Genomic DNA, 16932 nt, shown 5'->3' on the forward strand with positions numbered 1-16932 from the left:
ATTAAATTCTGGGTTGTGAATAAATCATGCTGCTGGCGTGGGCGTGGGGGCGTGATAGTGGGGTTTTTAGTCAATTGGTCCGTTCGGACGATTGTCTTCTGGGCAATTCTCCTGGCGATCTTCTTTTTCTCCCAAGGCCTTGTCCCGTATCACGACCTGTCGAAGATCGGCTCGACCGTCGCTGCCTCCTACCGCACGGGCGCGGTCGAGGGATTGAGCGAAAGGACTTTCGTGTTCGCCTTTGCTGCGGCAATTGCCGTGGTCGGGCTCGGCTTGCTGGTTGCCTTCCTGGTCAACACGCTGCTGATCGTGGTCACGCTGCGCAGCGCACGCCAGCGCGTCGAGCGCATCATGAAGCCTGCGACCAGCCCCGGGGAGCGGCGGCGCCTCTTCGCCCAGGGCTTCGACGGCGCCAGCGACGTGCTGCAAAGATGGCCGGTGATCGGGCACGCCTTTCTGGAATTCTGCGAAACGCTGGTCAACACCGACGAGGATGAGATCCGCAACACCGTCAGGCCGCAATCCTTCTTCCATTCCGGCGTGGCGCGGGAGGCCATGCCCGGCTTCAAGATGATGAATGCCATTCCGGGCTATTTCGTCGGGATCGGCCTGCTTCTCACCTTCATCGGCCTGGTGCTGGCGCTGGCCAAGGCGGGCCAGGCGACCGCGGCGTCGGATGCGGACCAGATGCAGGGCGCCATGACCGATCTGCTCAACATCGCCACCTTCAAGTTTTCGACCTCGATTGCCGGGCTCGGCGCCTCCATCGTGCTGTCTTTCGTGTTCCGGATCTACTCCATCATGATGGAGGGGGCCTTCGAGCGGTTCTGCAGCGCCCTCGAGCAGGGCCTGCTCTACGCGTCCCCGCAGAAGATCACCGATGAAATGAACACGACGATGAAGGAGCAGCTTGTTCAGCTCAAGACCATCACGCAGGGAGATTTCTTCGCGCGCATGGGCACGGAGATCGCGCCGCGCATGCAAGAGGCCATCGCCTCGGCCATGACGCCCGTTTCGGACCATATCCGGGAGGCGGTCAGCGACCTGAAATCGAACAGCCAGTCGGGCATGAGCGACATGCTGCAGGAGTTCGGCCGGGCCGTGCAGGGAGGCGCCGGGGTCGAGATGCAGGCGCTGACCTCCACGCTCGGCCAGATGGAAAAGACCCTGTCCGCCATGCAGAACGACCTGCGCGGCAGCGGCGAGGATTTCAGCCGCCGGATGGTGGAGGCCGCGGAACAGCTCAAGCAGTTCGTGGTCGATGCCGGCAGCAGCTTCGGCCAGAGTTCGAGCGAAAGTCGCGAGGCGCTGGCCGGCGTCGCCGCGACCTTGCGCGAGACGCTGGAGCGCGCCAATGCCGACATGGCCGCGGGGCTCGGGGCGGCGGCGGGCAGCGCGTCCGGCAAGCTTGAGGAGGCCATGGGTGTCGTCATGGGCAAGCTCGAAGCCCAGGTCGGGGGGCTGACCGACCACCTCGACAGCATGCGTGCGGCCATGGACGCGCAGTCCCGGGCCTCGGATCAGCGGCAAGCGTCGCAAAATGCCCTGATCGAGCGGACATCGGAAGCCGCGGCGCTGGCCCAGAGCCGCATGCAGGAAGGCGTGGCCGGGGCGATCGAAGACATCGGCGCGATGCTCAACCAGGCGGTCTCCAGGACTGTCGCCCAGATCGCGGAACGGTTCGATGCGCTCGGGGCGCAGATGCAAGGGGTGGAACAGGCCCTGGGCCACCAGCGGCTGGCGCTGGAAGGCACGGCCAGCGAAGCGCGCAAGACGGCGGACGCCTTCAGTGCGACAGCGCAGGATGTGCGCCTGGCCATGGCGCCGCTGGGCGAAGTCGGGGACCGCTTCTCGGCGGCGAGCGAGAGCATGAGCGGCAACCTCGAAAGGACGGCGGACACCGTGCGCGGGATGCAGGACGAGATCGCCGCGCTTGCCGCATCGCTTCAGGAGGCGAACGGCAGGGCGCGGGAGTTCTGGGAGGGATTTCGCGCCAAGTTCGATCAGGTCGATACCGCGCTGGGCGAAGCGGTGGCCACGCTTGCCCGGGCGACCGGAGACCAGTCCCAGCTTCTCGAAAAGCAGGTCGCAAGCGTCGACAGCGGGCTGGCCGATGCGGTCAGCAAGCTCAGCCCGTTGCTCAGCGATTTGAGGACGGCGGCCGAGGACATCGCCACCGGCGTTGAAAAGGCGCGTGTCAGGTTCGAGGGTGAAGGCTGATGTTGCTGGAAGGTGAAAGCAGCCACGAAGCGGAGGCCGAGAACTATTTCGTGTCGATGACCGACATGATGGTCGGCATCCTGTTCATCTTCATCATCATGCTGATGGTTTTCGCGCTGAATTTCCGGCAGAAGACCGATGAGCAGAAAGACAAGCTGGAAATCGCTCTCGAGCTCACCGAGCAGATCGAGATCCTGCAGCAGCGCATCAACGAGGAATTCGCGCTCCTCGACAGGGCCGACACGGCGCGCCGGCAATTGCTGGAGACCATCAAGGAGCGGCTTCAGGCACAGGGGCTCTCGGTTCAGGTCGATGAGGCCAACGGCGTGCTGCGCCTGACGGAGAATGCGGTCCGCTTTGCCTCAAGCCAGTCCGTTCTCGATCCGGTGGCGCGCGCAAACGTCCAGAAGATCGCCCGCACGCTTGCCGAGACCCTGCCGGCCTATGCCCACTGCACCGCTCCGGCAAGCTGCCCGGAGGATGCAGCCAGCAACCGCATCGAAACGGTGTTCATCGAGGGACATACCGACGTCGTCGGGGGCGATGCCTTGAACTGGCCGCTTTCGACGGAGCGCGCGGTCAATACCTATCGCATGATCGTCGAAACGGCACCGGCCTTGCGCGGGCTGCACAATTCCAAGGGCAGCGAAGTCCTGTCGGTGTCGGGCTATGCTTCGACGCGTCCGATCAGCTTGGGCGAAACGAAGGAGGATTACGGGCTGAACCGCCGCATCGACCTGCGTTTCGTGATGGAGGCAAACCAGCGGGAGCGGCTGGTTCAGGTGCAAAAGCTGCTCATCGACATGCAAGGCAAGATCCAGGAACTGCGCGGTTCGGACCGGACGAGCCGGAAGGGAAACCGGGTGGGAAAGGGTGGCTGAGGCCGCTTCGGGAGAGGGTGTCTGATGGATCAGCACGGGGAACAGGACAGGCAGGCCGGAACGGCGCTTCGGGATGCCATTGCCGATATCGGCGCCCGCTTCGCCCGCCCGCGCGGGGAGGAGGTTCCGCCCTCGAGGCTGGAGGTTCTGGCAGCGAGCATGTCCGGGGATGCCACGGCGGAGAAGCGCGAGGGACGGGACTATGACCGCATTGCGGACATGCTGCTGTCCGACCTCAAGCAGAATGCCATGCTCAATGCGCGCCGCGCCCGCGACGGGGCCTGGTGCCTGTGGGAGACGAGCCCGGCGATTGCCGCTTACGAGCCGGTGCTCGAACGCTATCTCAGACAGCTCGAAGCGCTTGCCGACAAGCGGGCGTCGCGGTCGCTGTGCAATGCCTATCTGAACCAGTTTCGGCCAGACAGGCCCGGTCTGCAGCAGGTCAGCAGGACACTCGAAACGGTCAGCCTCGTCGCGGGCGATCCGTATAACGGGCTGCAGCGCGACCTGCAGCTTTTCTCCCTGCCGCAGGGGCCGGACAACATGGGCGCCCGCGCCCTGCGCGAGCGGCGCACGCCGATCGAACTGCTGCGGTCGCTTGGCGTTTCGGGAGCCATGAGCCTGCAGGGCGGTTTCGTGGAACCCTGCGTCGGCGCCGCGCTCGAACGGCTCGTGCACGACAGGGGCCTCAGGCCCGAGGCGCGGCTAGATTTCGTCAAGGCGCTGGCCATCGATCCTGCGAAAGGCGCGCTGCTGTTTCCGCGTCTGAAGGCGCTCGTCGCCAATGCTTTGCTGTTGCCCTATATCGAGGACACGCCTCCGGACGACATCCGGGCACAAACCCTCAGCCTGCTTCGCAAGGCGATCGGCGACCCGCGCTCCCACGGGGCGGAATGGCGGTCCATGGAGGAGGCGGCACGGATTGCCCGCCGCTGGCTCACGAAGCAGAGCATCGACCATTTTCTGGAGGTGGTGGACCGGGTCGCGCTGGACAGGATGTGGCGCTGGCGCCGGAAATTCTGGAATGCCGTTTTCGAGACCAGGGGCCAGGACGGCCAGAGCATTGTCGAGGAGGCCTATGTCGTTTTCGACGATGTCGGATACGACCGGGCGCGGCAGATGGGCATCGAGGACCTGACGGTCGGCCGTTTCCTGCGCGGCGGCGGGAATGTTCAGGCAGGCCAATCCGTGTTGCTTCTGAGAATCGGAAGAATGGTGATCGCCGAATGGAGCCACAACGGCAGGGTCCGCATCTGGTCCGATGCGAAGCGGGACGGCGCGCCGAGACTGTACCAGAAAAGCTACTCCGCGGCCGAACTGAAGTCGGGTCGGTCCTATTACCCCGACTGGGAGCGCGCGCATATGAGCCCGGAGACGCTTTCCTGGCAGGATGCCGTCGCCGACAAGCTCTATGACCTGATCCGCATCCGGATCCCGCAAAGCCGGTATCGATAGCCATGGGCTTTTCGTCCGACGCGATCCCCGAAGGTCTGGTCGTTCGTCTGCACCGGCGACACCTGCTGAGAAAACAGGTTGTGCCGGTGAACGACTGGGGGCGGTTGTCGGGCACGCAACAGCGCCTGGCGGCTTTCCTGCTGTCGCTGCGCGACGAAGGCAATGCCACGCTTCATGACGGCGCCGGCGACGGGGAAGGCCTGCTCGTTTCCCACGATGCGGCGGTCCGCCTGCCGGCATCGGTGGCCGAAGCGATCGGCGTGCCGCCGCTGACGTCGCTGTCCATAACCCTGTCTTTCGAGGGATTGATGACCGATCCGGACGGGCATATCCGGATCCGCTGGTACGACGAGAACACCCAGGCCATCCGTCCCGGACGTTGCGGCTGCATCGTCAGCTGGGCCGACGGACGAAGGCGCGGGCGGCTTTCCGAAACGATCTTCCGGCTCGTCGAGGCGGCGGACGCCTACAATGCAAGCGAAGGGCAGCCGCCCGCAGCGCGCATTTCCGCATGGATGCCGGTTCAGAACGGCTACCGCGACGTCACCGGCAGGCAGGTGAAGGCCGACGACTACCTTTCACACCTGACGCTCTACCAGGCCGGAGCCATGGCTCTCGATGTCCGCCAGACGGCAGACGGCCCCGATTTCGTTCCGATCGTCATGCATCGGGAGAAGGCCGCCGGACAGACCGATGACGAGGCCCCCATTCCGGAAGCGGCGGAAGATCCGTCGGCGGTCGTGCGTCCGCGCGATGCCATATCGGATGCCCTGTTGCCCGCCGACTTGCAGCAGGGATTTCTGCAGAGTTTCGTGCGGGAAACCGAGACCCGCCAGGCCTATGTCCTCGGCCGGCAGCAATATCTGGTGATCGAGCCGGGTTTGCGATCGGCCCTGGACGTGGTGCGCCAGAAACGACGGGCGTCCCGCTCCGAGCGGGAGGAATTCGTTCGCAACCCGCGACCGGCCTTGGCTGGTGCCTTGAAGCGGGAAAAGGCGGCGGTGCCGGGGCTGGAGGCGGAAGCCGATGGCTGGGAAGAGCGCTCGGCGTCGTTGCTGCTCGTTGAAACGCATCAATATGCCGAGCGGGTCATCGGGCTCGAAATATGGCAGAAGCCGAGCCTTCCCTGGCTGCAGACGCCCTCCGGCCAATGGATGCCGGAGCGCTTCCCGGTCCGGATCGGTTCCGCCACCGTTGTCATGGATCAGAAGGAATCGGAAAAGATCGTCAGCGGTTACACGATGGCTTTGGAGGCCGGTGACGGGGAGATGGTCGTCCAAGGCCAGCGAATATCGACCGAGCAGGTCGGGCATGTGCTCGAAAGCCTGGGGCTGGCCAGGCCTGCCGCGGCGGCGCCCGATCCGGCGAACATGGCAGCGGACGGCGGCGAGGCCCCCGCATCCGCATCCTCTGGCGCGACGGACCTCGGTGGCGACGGCAGTGATTCCGCCCTTCCGGCCGAGCGGCAGGTGCTGCAGATCCTGCAGAATTTCGAAGGTGTCGATTACCGCATGAGCCACGCCCGGCGGGTATCAGTGCTCTCCAATGATTTCCCCGTGGGCTCGTTGACGCGCTCCCTGCCGAAACCGCACCAGGAGGACGGGTTTCGGTGGTTGGCGGAGGCCTGGGTGGCCGGATGGCCGGGCGTGCTGCTGGCCGACGACATGGGGTTGGGAAAAACCTTTCAGGCGCTCGCCTTTCTCGCCTGGGTCCGGAAGAACCGGTCTCGCCAGGGCATGGCCGAAGGCGTGGCGCGCCAGCCGGTTCTGGTCGTCGCTCCGACCGCGCTGTTGCGCAACTGGATCGAGGAAGCCGAGCGGCATCTTCAGCCCGATGTGCTGGGCAAGCGGATCGATGCCTTCGGCTACGGCCTCAACCGCCTGCGGCTCGCGCAGCCGGGGGAATGGGCGCAGGAGGATTCCCTGGATGTGGCCCGGCTGCGAAGCGCCGACTGGGTTTTGACGACATACGAAACGCTCGCCAATCACCATCGCGCCTTCGCACGCGTTGCCTTTTCCGTCGCCCTTTTTGACGAGGCGCAGAAAATAAAGATGCCGGGGACGATCAACACGCAGGCCGCCAAAGCCATGAATGCAGATTTCACGCTGACCATGACCGGAACGCCGATCGAGAACCGGCTCGCCGACCTCTGGTGCATCATGGATCGCGCGATCCCGGGCTATCTCGGCGAACTCAAGGGGTTCGTGAAACGCTATGAAAACGGCGCCGAGGCGGAACTGGAGGAACTCAAGACGAAACTCGATCGTCCCGACACCAGGACGCCGGCCCCGATGCTCCGCCGGATGAAAGTCGACATTCTGGAGGGTTTGCCCCGCCGGGAGGTCCGGAAGGTGAAGATGCCGATGCCGCCGGAGCAGGCACTGGCCTATGCCCGGGCCCGCCTTGATGCGCAGAATGGAGGGCGTCGGCATGGCGACATGCTCCGCGCCATCCACGCCTTCAGAGGTGTTTCGCTGCATCCGGAGAAGGTGGAGAATGTCGATCCGTTCGATCCCGCCTCGGTGGACCTGTGGGTCGGCAAATCGGCGCGTCTTATGCAGACCATGACGGTGTTGGAGGAGATCGCTGCCCGTGGCGAGAAGGCGCTCGTGTTCCTGGAGGATCTCACGATGCAGAGGATATTCGCGACGGCAGCGGCAACGAAATTCGCGCTGGCTTCGACGCCGGCCATCATCAACGGCAGCGTGCCCGGCGAACGGCGGCTGGCGATCGTGGACGGCTTTCAGAATGCGCCCGCTGGGTTCGATCTTCTGGTTCTCTCGCCGAAGGCCGCAGGCGTCGGCCTGACGATCACCGCTGCCAATCACGTCATCCATCTGTCGCGATGGTGGAACCCGGCGGTGGAGGATCAGTGCAATGACCGCTGCTATCGCATCGGACAGCACAAGCCTGTGACCGTGCATGTCCCGATTGCCGTCCATCCCGCGCTGGGGGAGGCCAGTTTCGACGTCACCTTGGATCGGTTGCTTGAGAACAAGCGATCCCTGTCCCGCCACATGTTGCGACCGCCAGTCGAGGACAGCGACCTTGAGATCCTGTTCGGCGAGGCTGTCAACGCGGCCTAGAGATCGGCCTCCGCCAGGAAGGGAGAGGGAGCGGTTACCTCCTCGCCAATGCGCCCGCTGGTCGTGAGCATGAGCCTGGATTTTGCACGCGTCATCGCCACATAGAACAACCGGCGTTCGCCTTCGATCTGCCGCGCGGTCTTGGCGCGTCGCAACGGCCAGATGCCGTCGACCACATCGAGCATCACCACCGTGTGGAATTCGCGACCCTTTGCCCGGAGCGCAGTCATCAGATGGACCGGCTTTCTCCAGTGTGAAGACGAGGTGCCGTCATCATCGCCATCCATTCCGGGAAGCCTGACCAATGTCGCCTTGGCCTTGTCGAGATCGTCGATGAATTTCTGGTAGTCGCTGCCATAGGTTTCGGCAAACGCGGCCAGATAGAAGAACGGCGGATCTGCCAGGAAGATGTCCTCCTGGCTGCGGCCGTAATCCTGCTGGAAACCGCGATAAAGGGTTTGCAGGGCTTCGATCGATGAATGCACGTCGGGGGAGTGCAGGAACTTGCGCAGGCGGATCGCAAAATCCTTCACGGTCTTTCCGTCATCCTGCTTGCCGCGGATCGGGCCGGCATAGGCTTCCAGCGCTTCAAGCGCGGCGTCGTAGGTTGCCGGTTGACCGCGCCTGAGATGGCTTGACAGCGCATCGGCCTCCGCCTTGCGCAGCGGAAACCGTTGCACGCTGTTGCACAGCGCCATGATGTCATCGACGATCGTGGGCAGCCGAATGCCCATTTGCGCCAGAGCCGGCATCTGGCTTGCGATGTGCCGTATCCGGAGCGCCGACAGCAGGCGATCGAAGGTGTCGGACAGAAAGACGTGCAGGTCCTCCGCTGCACAAAAGGGAATTTCGTCCCGGGCAAGGAGGATCTGGTAGGGGATCAGCTGCGCGCGCTTGCGTGAGAGGAGCGCCATGCGGGCGCCGGGTTGTTGAGCGGCCACGAAAGCCTTGATTTCCCCGGTGATCCGGCGGGTTGTATCGAGGAATGTGTCGCCGTTCAGCCGGTCGATCGCGGCTTCAGTGGTGGCAACGGCGATCATCTCCTTCTTTTCCCGGCGTGTGTTGAAGGCGATCAGCCGGGCGCTCTTTTCGACGATGTTGCGGGGGCAGCGGTAGTTTCGCGTCAGGATATGCGTCGTGAACGGCCGCTTCAGGTGTTCGCGCGGGTAGAGGATGAAGTCCGGTGCCGCGCCGCGCCATTCGAAGATCGCCTGATCGTCATCCCCGACCAGCGTCAGCTTGCTGCGATTGAGATCGGCAATCGTCAGCACGAGCGACAGGTCGAGGGGATTGATGTCCTGAAATTCATCGACGAGGATATGGGTGATCGCCTCGTTGCCCGCAGGCAGGTTCCCGTCCTTCAGCCTGCGCCGCAAGGCAAGCCAGCCGAAATATTTCTGGTCCTCGAGCGTGAAGGCAGCCTGGCTTTGCTGTTGCTTGCAGGCATTCGCGAAGAAGGGAAGCGTGACATCGAGAAAGCTCTCCCAGCGTCCGTTTTCCAGGGCGCCGAACTCCAGGAGCTTTTCCTTCGGTTCGTTGAGAAGATCGATGAGGCCGAGTTCCTCAAGCGCGTCCAGCCTGTCGTTCGCGTGCCGCAGCGTTCCGGTTTCGTGATCGAACCCGAGCGTCTTCATGGTGTCGAGCAGATTGGCAAGGACGCGGGGCAGGTTCACCGGCTGCGATTCCATTGTCGCGCGCAAGGGCTCGATTTCAGACCAGGCACCCGAAAGCGGGCCCCTGATCAGGTTCTGCCGGTCAAACTCGGAAGCGGCCAGCCGGGAATTGGTGAAAGCGCTTCGGACCTGACGCCAGCCATATCCATTCAGCGTCACGACGTCACAGGCCGGAGCGATCCGGGCGAAAGATCCGCCACCGAGCCGCGCCCGCAACTCGTCGCGGGCTGCCCGCGTGAAGGTCACGACGAGGAAGCGAGCCTCGCCTCCCGAGCGGTCGAACAGTTCCAGACAGCGGTAGAGGAGAGAATGGGTCTTGCCGCTTCCGGCCGGTGCGAGCAGGCGAATGTCCTCGTCGGGGGCGAGAACGAAGCGCTTTTGAACCTCATCAAGCGGCGCGTTCGCCAGGTCGGTCATTTCAGGTCCCCCACTGTCAACTGTCCAAGGCGGCGGCGCCGGTCCGCGCGTCGTGCCGGAAACCATTTTTGCACCCGGACCCGCGAACAATTCAAGATCTTCTGCGTCTCGTGGCCATCCCGATGGACAAGGACCGCCCCTGGTTTCCCATGCAGGTTCACGGCGAGCGCCCGTGGGTGCTCGCGCTTGTGCGCCGGCTTCGGGCTGATGTCGGCTGGGCAGAACAGCGGCAGGCGGTTCAGGTTGCCGAGGCCCGGGGCGCGGGGAAACCGGTTGCGTGGAGGGCGTCAGCGAGTGGTGTGACGTGTCTGGTCCGCGCCGAGGGGCGTGCCGTTCGCGATGTCCACGATCAGATCGACAATGCGGGACGTCCGTTGGTAAAGCGCGAGCTCGCCGGCATTCTCCAGGGGAGCTACACGGACGAGGGGATTTCTTCTCTCGATCCGCCGAAAGCTGGCCTCGTCGAAGACGCCGTCCTGTTCCGGCGCCACCCATGTCAAGGGAACCGACAAGGTGTCGATGACCGCATCGATCTCGGAGCGGGCAAGAACAAGTTCCCGGACAAATGTCTGGTGTCCCTGGGCAAGCAGATGCGAACAGGCGTTGCGAATGAAGGGCGCGAGATTGGGATCCGCACAGGTCGAGTAGTCGAGGGGGCGGGTGCGATAGGCGCGCTCGATATACCAATCCACGCCATGGGTCTGGATCATCCGGTGAGCCTGCTTGGCCATCAGGTCCACAAGCCACGGCACCATGCCGACGAGCCGCATCATCGCCTGTTGTGTCGGCTGCAGACGCCGGATGCCGCTGCGGTCCAGGATGCCGGTATAGCCGATGGCGACAAGGGCGTGGAACCGCTCCGGACGCCGGCTTGCTTCCGCGAGCAGCGGCAACACCCCGTTGCTGAGCCCGATCGCGATGCAGGGGGACTTGACCACGTGATCGAGAAAGCCGCGAAGCGCAGCGAGATTGTCCTCAAGCGGCGACAAATTGGCATGCTGGCTGGAATTGCCGAAGCCCGGCCGGGAAAGCGCCAGCAGCTTGATGCCGGCTTCGCGCAATTGCCCCTCGCTGTCGGGAGGCAGGAGATAGCACATCGGCAGGCCGCGACACAGGACGACGGGGCGACCGTCGGGGTCGCCGAGCCACGTCCAGGCGATGGAGCGCCCGTCCGGCAGGCTGAGAACGTCTTCGCGCCCGAGCGGATCTTTCCACGTGTCGGTCTTGCCCTGGCGGTCCTGGATGGCACGTCCGGCCGTCATCGCCAGAAGCCGCATGAGCTCGACCTGCGAAGGGGCTTCCGTCTTTGCCATGATGCTCTTGAGCTGGGTGCGCACCGTCAGCAAGGAAACATGGCGTGCGGCCGCGACCGCGGCGACGTCACGCACATGGAAGAAGATGCGTGCGATCTCCACTTCGGCGGCAGAGAGCCCGAAGGCTTGTCCGAGCATCTCCGAGGCCCGCTCGGTCCACTCGATCTCCAGCGACCGGATGACGACAAAGGCGGCGTCCCCGGCCTTCGGGCTCAGCAGCCAGGCCTCCGCCAGAATGGCCTCGCCGCCATCGAGCGGCGCCATCCGGAGAATGGCCTGCGAGCGATTGGCGCGCCTGTTCGCCGCGCGCATCATGGTCCGGAAGGCCTCGAGCGATCGCGGGTCTATCCGGTCAGGGTTGAGATAGCTTCCCTGTCGCGCGCCGAGAACGGATGCCCCTTCGGTGTTGGTGACGACGACGCGGCCTTCGGGGGACAGAACGAGTGCCGGGCCCGGCACATCCTGCACCGCGCGTGCCAGGGGATCGCTCTGGGCCGGAATGTCGAGGCCGTCGAGCGTCGTGCGTGCCAGCGCCAGTTGTGCCAGCAGTGCGCCGGACAATTGCGTCGAAGCTTTCCCGTCATCCGGAATGCGATCCAGTTTCGCCTGCCAGCTGTCGATCATGGCGTCGAACGCCTCCTGATCCACAATGGCCCGGTAGGTGTGGGAGATGATGTCCAGGTCGAGGTCCGGATCGATCGTCACGGAGGCCTCCGGTCCGTGTTCGGGACCCGTGGCCGGCTTCGCGGACTGCTCCAAACCGCCTGTGTCTGCGACCATCGCCAATCTCCCGTCCCATGCCCTGATCGCGATCATACACCAGATGGTGTATGCGCCAAAGGGCGGGTATAACTAGACTGGAGAGGAGAAAAGCGACAGGGGGAGGGGATCATGACATTGCTGTCCATTCGATCGGAGGATTTCGACAGGGCAAGTCGCGTCGATGCGTTTCGCAATGTGGTTGCCAGCATGACCAAGGTCGATTTTATTCCCGATGACCGGCAGCACTTCAACTCGGAGACATCGATCGCCGTCCTGCCCGGGGCGATCATCGGGCATGGCCGGCATTCGGCCTCGACCGCCATCCGGACCCGGAGCCATGCCGCCGACTGCAGCGACGACGTGATGTTTCATATCCCGCTGGCCGGTGGCGGGACGATTTCGCAGACCGGCGGCAAGGAAGAGGTGCTGCATCCCGGGCTTGTCTATGTCGATCCGGGTGACGTGCCCGGAACCGTGCGCTTTGGTGGCCAGCACATGGAGGGCATCTATGTTTCCATCCCCCGGGCGCATCTGAGCTCGGCGGCGGCCGGGCTCGAGGTTGCGCTCAGGCGCTCCGCCCCCCTTACGCCGCAATGGCGGCTGTTTCTCACCTATGCCCGCGGCCTGCACGCCGAACTGCCGGCGCTGGCGCCGGAGGAGGCTGCCCGCTGCGTGACGCATGTGCAGGATCTCGCCCTGATGGCGCTGGGGGCCACCCGGGAGGCGACCGAGATTGCCGCCGGACGCGGCGTGCGGGCCGCGCGATTGAAGGACGTCAAACGGGAGATCGAGCAAAACCTGCTCTCGCCGGGCTTGAGTGCCGACAGTGTCGCAAGCCGGCTCGGCCTCTCCTCACGCTATGTTCGTGCCCTCTTCGAGCGGGAGGGAACCTCCTTCCGCGACCATGTGGCGGGCCGGCGCCTGGCGCGTGCCTATCGCATGCTGAGCGATCCCGCCTTGCAGCATCTCAACATCGCCCGGATCGCCATGGATGCGGGGTTCGGGGATCTGTCCTGGTTCAACACCCGCTTCAAGCAGACCTACGGCATGACACCAAGGGACGTGCGGGCTCAAATCGCATGACCGCCTGACCCGGGCAGGCGGCTCCGCCCCTGTGCGCCCTGTTCCTCCCGGGGCGGTTGATCCCTTGTGCCCCTGCGCCCGCGTGCTCCCCAGTCCCCGTGCTCCCGGGTCCTTGCGCCTCCCAGAGCTTTTGCCCCCTGCACCCTGTGCCCCAGACCTTGTGCCATTGCCCCCGCAAATGGGTGCCATCGGCCCCAAGACCGGGTCTTCGGCACACTCTACTTTCGATCCCGGTGGGCACTGCTTCGCCCGGACATGCTTTTTCGTGACCCTCTTGAGGATCCAGTTCTATGTGGAATTTCAGTTTATCCGGCGCGCTGGCGCTGATGGCGCGCACCGCTCCCTTTCTTCTTTTCCGGATGGCCGTCTATTTTGCCATCGCCTGCGCCTATGTGATCGCGACCGGAACGGGGGCTGCGATCGGGTATGGCGTCGGCCAGTTCGGAGACGGTGATTTCCTGGCATCCAGCACGGCAGTCGGAGGCTTCGCCGGCTTCGGCATCGTTGCGGCGGTGCTCTATCTCCTGAGGGAATACGTCCTCTATCTCGTCAAGGCGGGTCATATCGCGGTGCTGGTGGAACTGATGGACGGTCGGGCGCTGCCCGAGGCTGAAGGGCAGGTGAGCTATGGCAGCCGGATGGTGCGCGAACGCTTCACCGAGGCGAGCGTCCTGTTCGGCGTCGACCAGCTCGTCAAGGGGGTGATTGCCGCCATCGCAGGGCTGGTCGAGGGGATCGCGTCGTTCCTGCCCATTCCCGGCCTCGAAGCCGCCGCCCGCATGTTCCGGGGGTTCCTCAAGATCGCGGTCGGCTTCACCGACGAGGTGATCCTTGCCCATGCGCTGCGAACCCGTTCCGACAATCCCTGGGCCTCGGCCGAGGAAGCGCTTGTCCTCTACGGCCAGAACTACAAGACCATGCTGCGCAACGCGGCCTGGCTCGCGGTCCTGATCTACGGGCTGTCCTTCGTCGTGTTCCTGCTGGCGCTGGCGCCCGCTGCCGCACTTGTCTATCTCATGCCCGGCGCACTCGGCGCGGGCGGCTTCGTCTTCGCCCTTCTCTTCGCCTGGGCCTTCAAGGAAGCCCTGCTTGAGCCGCTCGCCATCACCTGCATGCTGCAGGTCTATTTCAAGACGACCGAGGGGCAGGTTCCCGATCCGCAATGGCGCGCGCGCCTGCGCGACCTGTCCGGCAAATTCAGGGACATCGGCAGCAAGGCCGCAAGCTGGGCATCGGGTCGGCAACCCCCTGTCCGTCCCCTTGCGGCATCGGCTTGAGAGGAGCAAGTCATGAAAAGCGCAGTGCTGAAAATCGCGAGCCTCCTTGCAGTTGTCCTGCTCGTCCAGATCCCGGCCGTAGCGGCCGAAGACGCCCCCCGCACGATCATCGTCATGGATGGTTCGGGCTCGATGTGGGGGCAGATTGACGGTCGGGCGAAACTCGAAATGGCCCGCGAGGCGGTCGCCGACGTGGTGACGCGCCTGCCGGCCGGGCAGGAACTCGGGCTCATCGCCTATGGTCACCGCTCCAAGGGCAATTGCGGCGATATCGAGCTTCTGGTGCCGCCGGGCAGGAACACCGGACAGACCATCGTCAGCGCGGTCAACGCCATGCGATTCCTCGGCAAGACCCCGCTCTCCGCAGCCGTGCGTCAGGCCGCCGAGGCGCTGCGCTATGGCGAGGAAAGCGCGACCGTCGTGCTTGTCACCGACGGACTGGAGACCTGCGAGGCCGACCCTTGCGCGCTGGCTTCGGAACTCGAGGCGGCCGGCGTCAATTTCACCGCCCATGTGGTCGGCTTCGGGCTGTCGCGGGAAGAAGGTGCGCAGGTGGCCTGTCTCGCCGAAAACACCGGCGGGCGATACATCGAGGCGGCGAATGCCGGCGAACTCAGCGATGCGCTGAGCGAGGCCATCACCACGGCACCGCCGCCCGAGACGACGCATTTCCCGGGCCGCCCGCTGATGCCGACGATCCAGCTCCAGCCGACCGGACGCTCGATCGGTGTCGAGGCCGCAACGCCGGACCAGCCTGATTTTCCCCGTAACGGTACCGCCGAGGAGTGTCGCGCCCTGGCGGAAGCGGATCCGTCAGCCGCCGCCTGGATGTTTTCGCCGCCCGGCAGCTATTTCATCGAGGAACCGCGCTGCACTCTTTTCAGCTATGCCACGGAACTGGATTGGGGCAAGTATGCGCCGGAAGACGGCTGGGTCTCCGGTTTCAAGACGGATGCGATCCTGTTCGTGCGCCCGCTTGAGGAGACCAAAGCCGAGTCCGGCAAGGCAGGCATGGTCAATCGCGGGCCCTATGCTGTGGGCGTCGCGCAGATCGAGCTCGGCGTGCTTGCGGCAGGAAGCGAGACCGGCGGCGCCGCGCTGGCCTTGAGGCTCTATCCGAGCGGCAACGCCAGTCCAGACGCCGCCATCACCTACAGCACGGTCGAGGGCACCGAGGGGGCCAAGGACGCCGCAATCGAGCTTGCCGCCCCTGGCGCATATCTTCTCAGGCTGGAAACCTGGGGCGGCGAGACGCTCGACGAAATGGACATCCTTGTCGCGGCCGCCCCCGGCGTCACGTTGCAGGCCCCGCCGGTGATTGCACCGGGAGCGCCGATCCCCGTGGAAACCACCGGCAGCCAGTTGCGCGATGACGGCATCGAGATCTGGCAGGGCGACACCCAGATCGATTGGGGGCGGCCGCTCAGCGAACTTGCGACAGGCCAGCCTCTGGTCGCGCCTGCCGAACCGGGCACCTATGACCTCGTCTACATGGGCTACGATTCCCTGGGCGAACGCCGGGAGAAGGCGCGCCTGTCCTTCGAAGTGGGCACCCCGGATGCGTCGGGATCGGGAGCAGGGGCGCTGCAGAAAAAGGCCGATGCCGGTTCCGCCGCGGCCGCGGGGCCTGGTGGGGATGTCGCCTATTCCTGCGCGGGGCCTGCGCCTTGCCCGATCACGGATGGCGGAACCGGTCTTTCCTTCCTGCTGCCGGCCGGCTGGTGGGCGGACGATCCGGTGACCGAGGGATATACGGTCGGAGCCCAGGCCTCGGGCGGCGCCTTTGCCCCGCGGGTCAATTTCTTCCGGTCGGGCACTGACGATGCGCTGGTCCTCGGCCCGCGCCAATGGCTTGCCATGAACGGGCCTTGCGAAGAGGTGGGGCCGCTCGGCCAGTTCTGCATGTTCCAGAGCGCGGATCCGCAGGTGCTCGCCGCCTATCAGCTCGTCAGGGCGACCTTGAAATGGGACCCGCCGCAAGGGCAACCTTCTGTTGGCGGCGACTGTGCCGACGAAGCCGGCCATGGGCCGGATGCCTGCGAGAACGGAGAGGAGGCCGGCGGCAAGGCCTTTTCGGACTACCCGCACCGATGCCTTCCCGGGGACAGGACGGTTGAAAGCTGCGACATGCGGGACGAGGCCTCCAATCTCTTCTTCCATCTGCCCGAGACCTGGGTCGCGGAGGTCGAGCCCTCGACACCGTTTCCGCGGGCCGAGTTCGCGCAACAGGCGGGATCGGCCCATTCGGTCTGGCTCAACCCCAAAGACTGGCCGCTCGGCGCGCGCGGCTGTTTCCTGACGCGGGTGGGGCAGTTGTGCGCGGATCCCGACAGCGGAGACGAAACGCTTGCGCGCGTGCTGCAGACGCTGCAGTTCACGCTGACGACAGGTCAAGTCCTGCGCCGCTGCGGCGACGCGGCGTGCGACTTTGCGCACCCCGATCCCGCCCTGTCGGGTCGGCTGCCGGCGCTCTGGTCCGTCGAAGTCGGGCGGCGGCTTCCCGATGGCCGGATTTCCACTTGGTTCTGGGATCGCGACCGCGCCGGCAATTTCAAGCTGATCGGCCTCAATCAGCCCGGCGGCGACTATTGCCTGGAAGCCGGGGAGGGGCAGATGCTCTGCGAGTTCACGCCTTACATCGCGACCGACGAGTTCGACCTCATCCGCACAAACCTGAAAGCCGGGGTGCCTGCCTCATCCGGTGCCGGGACGCTTGCGCCGGCCGAATTCGACCGCGCCCTTTCCATCGTCAGGGGGAACTGAAA

General features: G+C 64.9%; 9 protein-coding genes. 7 read left to right on the forward strand and 2 right to left on the reverse strand.

Annotated features, from left to right (window positions below; genetic code table 11):
- Nucleotides 1–57: 57 nt before the first annotated feature.
- Genes zorA through AWJ14_RS14195 form a run of 4 tightly spaced genes read left to right on the forward strand, consistent with a single transcriptional unit; the run spans nucleotide 58 to nucleotide 7642 of the window.
- Nucleotides 58–2220, forward strand: coding sequence for an anti-phage ZorAB system protein ZorA (gene zorA / locus AWJ14_RS14180; RefSeq protein WP_066180343.1), 2163 nt, complete (start codon nucleotides 58–60; stop codon nucleotides 2218–2220).
- Nucleotides 2220–3101 carry an OmpA/MotB family protein gene (locus AWJ14_RS14185; RefSeq protein ID WP_066180345.1) on the forward strand — a complete coding sequence of 294 codons (882 nt, stop codon included), beginning with the start codon at nucleotides 2220–2222 and terminating at the stop codon, nucleotides 3099–3101. Before zorA ends, AWJ14_RS14185 begins: the two co-directional genes overlap by 1 nt.
- 24 nt (nucleotides 3102–3125) lie before the next feature.
- Nucleotides 3126–4556, forward strand: coding sequence for an EH signature domain-containing protein (locus AWJ14_RS14190; protein ID WP_066180347.1), 1431 nt, complete (start codon nucleotides 3126–3128; stop codon nucleotides 4554–4556).
- 2 nt (nucleotides 4557–4558) lie between these two features.
- Nucleotides 4559–7642 (forward strand): DEAD/DEAH box helicase, encoded by a 3084-nt coding sequence (locus tag AWJ14_RS14195; protein ID WP_066180349.1) that lies wholly within the window; start codon nucleotides 4559–4561, stop codon nucleotides 7640–7642.
- Here AWJ14_RS14195 and AWJ14_RS14200 read toward each other — a convergent pair.
- Nucleotides 7639–9798 carry a UvrD-helicase domain-containing protein gene (locus AWJ14_RS14200; protein WP_342587263.1) on the reverse strand — a complete coding sequence of 720 codons (2160 nt, stop codon included), beginning with the start codon at nucleotides 9796–9798 and terminating at the stop codon, nucleotides 7639–7641. The genes AWJ14_RS14195 and AWJ14_RS14200 overlap by 4 nt on opposite strands.
- A gap of 221 nt (nucleotides 9799–10019) precedes the next feature.
- The gene (locus AWJ14_RS22850; protein ID WP_245304282.1) at nucleotides 10020–11750 is read right to left on the reverse strand and encodes a bifunctional helix-turn-helix transcriptional regulator/alpha/beta hydrolase; all 1731 of its coding nucleotides are present in this window, start codon (nucleotides 11748–11750) and stop codon (nucleotides 10020–10022) included.
- A gap of 186 nt (nucleotides 11751–11936) precedes the next feature.
- Between AWJ14_RS22850 and AWJ14_RS14210 the strand changes: the two genes are divergently transcribed.
- The 3 genes from AWJ14_RS14210 to AWJ14_RS23060 all read left to right on the forward strand — a co-directional run bounded on the left by AWJ14_RS14210 (nucleotide 11937) and on the right by AWJ14_RS23060 (nucleotide 16930).
- The gene (locus AWJ14_RS14210; protein ID WP_066180352.1) at nucleotides 11937–12890 is read left to right on the forward strand and encodes a helix-turn-helix transcriptional regulator; all 954 of its coding nucleotides are present in this window, start codon (nucleotides 11937–11939) and stop codon (nucleotides 12888–12890) included.
- Nucleotides 12891–13180: 290 nt separating this feature from the next.
- On the forward strand, nucleotides 13181–14167 hold the full coding sequence (locus AWJ14_RS14215; protein ID WP_066180354.1) for a hypothetical protein: 987 nt from the start codon (nucleotides 13181–13183) through the stop codon (nucleotides 14165–14167).
- Nucleotides 14168–14179: 12 nt separating this feature from the next.
- The gene (locus tag AWJ14_RS23060; protein WP_066180356.1) at nucleotides 14180–16930 is read left to right on the forward strand and encodes a vWA domain-containing protein; all 2751 of its coding nucleotides are present in this window, start codon (nucleotides 14180–14182) and stop codon (nucleotides 16928–16930) included.
- Nucleotides 16931–16932: the final 2 nt, after the last annotated feature.

The organism is Parahoeflea olei (assembly GCF_001703635.1).
Classification (GTDB): Bacteria; Pseudomonadota; Alphaproteobacteria; order Rhizobiales; family Rhizobiaceae; genus Hoeflea; species Hoeflea olei.

What these genes read in the sequence shown, in the direction of transcription:
- AWJ14_RS14200 (WP_342587263.1), bottom strand. Translation starts at nt 9,798, where the DNA reads ATGGTTTCCGGCACGACGCGCGGACCGGCGCCGCCGCCTTGGACAGTT.
- AWJ14_RS23060 (WP_066180356.1), top strand. Translation starts at nt 14,180, where the DNA reads ATGAAAAGCGCAGTGCTGAAAATCGCGAGCCTCCTTGCAGTTGTCCTG.
- AWJ14_RS14215 (WP_066180354.1), top strand. Translation starts at nt 13,181, where the DNA reads ATGTGGAATTTCAGTTTATCCGGCGCGCTGGCGCTGATGGCGCGCACC.
- AWJ14_RS14210 (WP_066180352.1), top strand. Translation starts at nt 11,937, where the DNA reads ATGACATTGCTGTCCATTCGATCGGAGGATTTCGACAGGGCAAGTCGC.
- AWJ14_RS14195 (WP_066180349.1), top strand. Translation starts at nt 4,559, where the DNA reads ATGGGCTTTTCGTCCGACGCGATCCCCGAAGGTCTGGTCGTTCGTCTG.
- AWJ14_RS14185 (WP_066180345.1), top strand. Translation starts at nt 2,220, where the DNA reads ATGTTGCTGGAAGGTGAAAGCAGCCACGAAGCGGAGGCCGAGAACTAT.
- AWJ14_RS14190 (WP_066180347.1), top strand. Translation starts at nt 3,126, where the DNA reads ATGGATCAGCACGGGGAACAGGACAGGCAGGCCGGAACGGCGCTTCGG.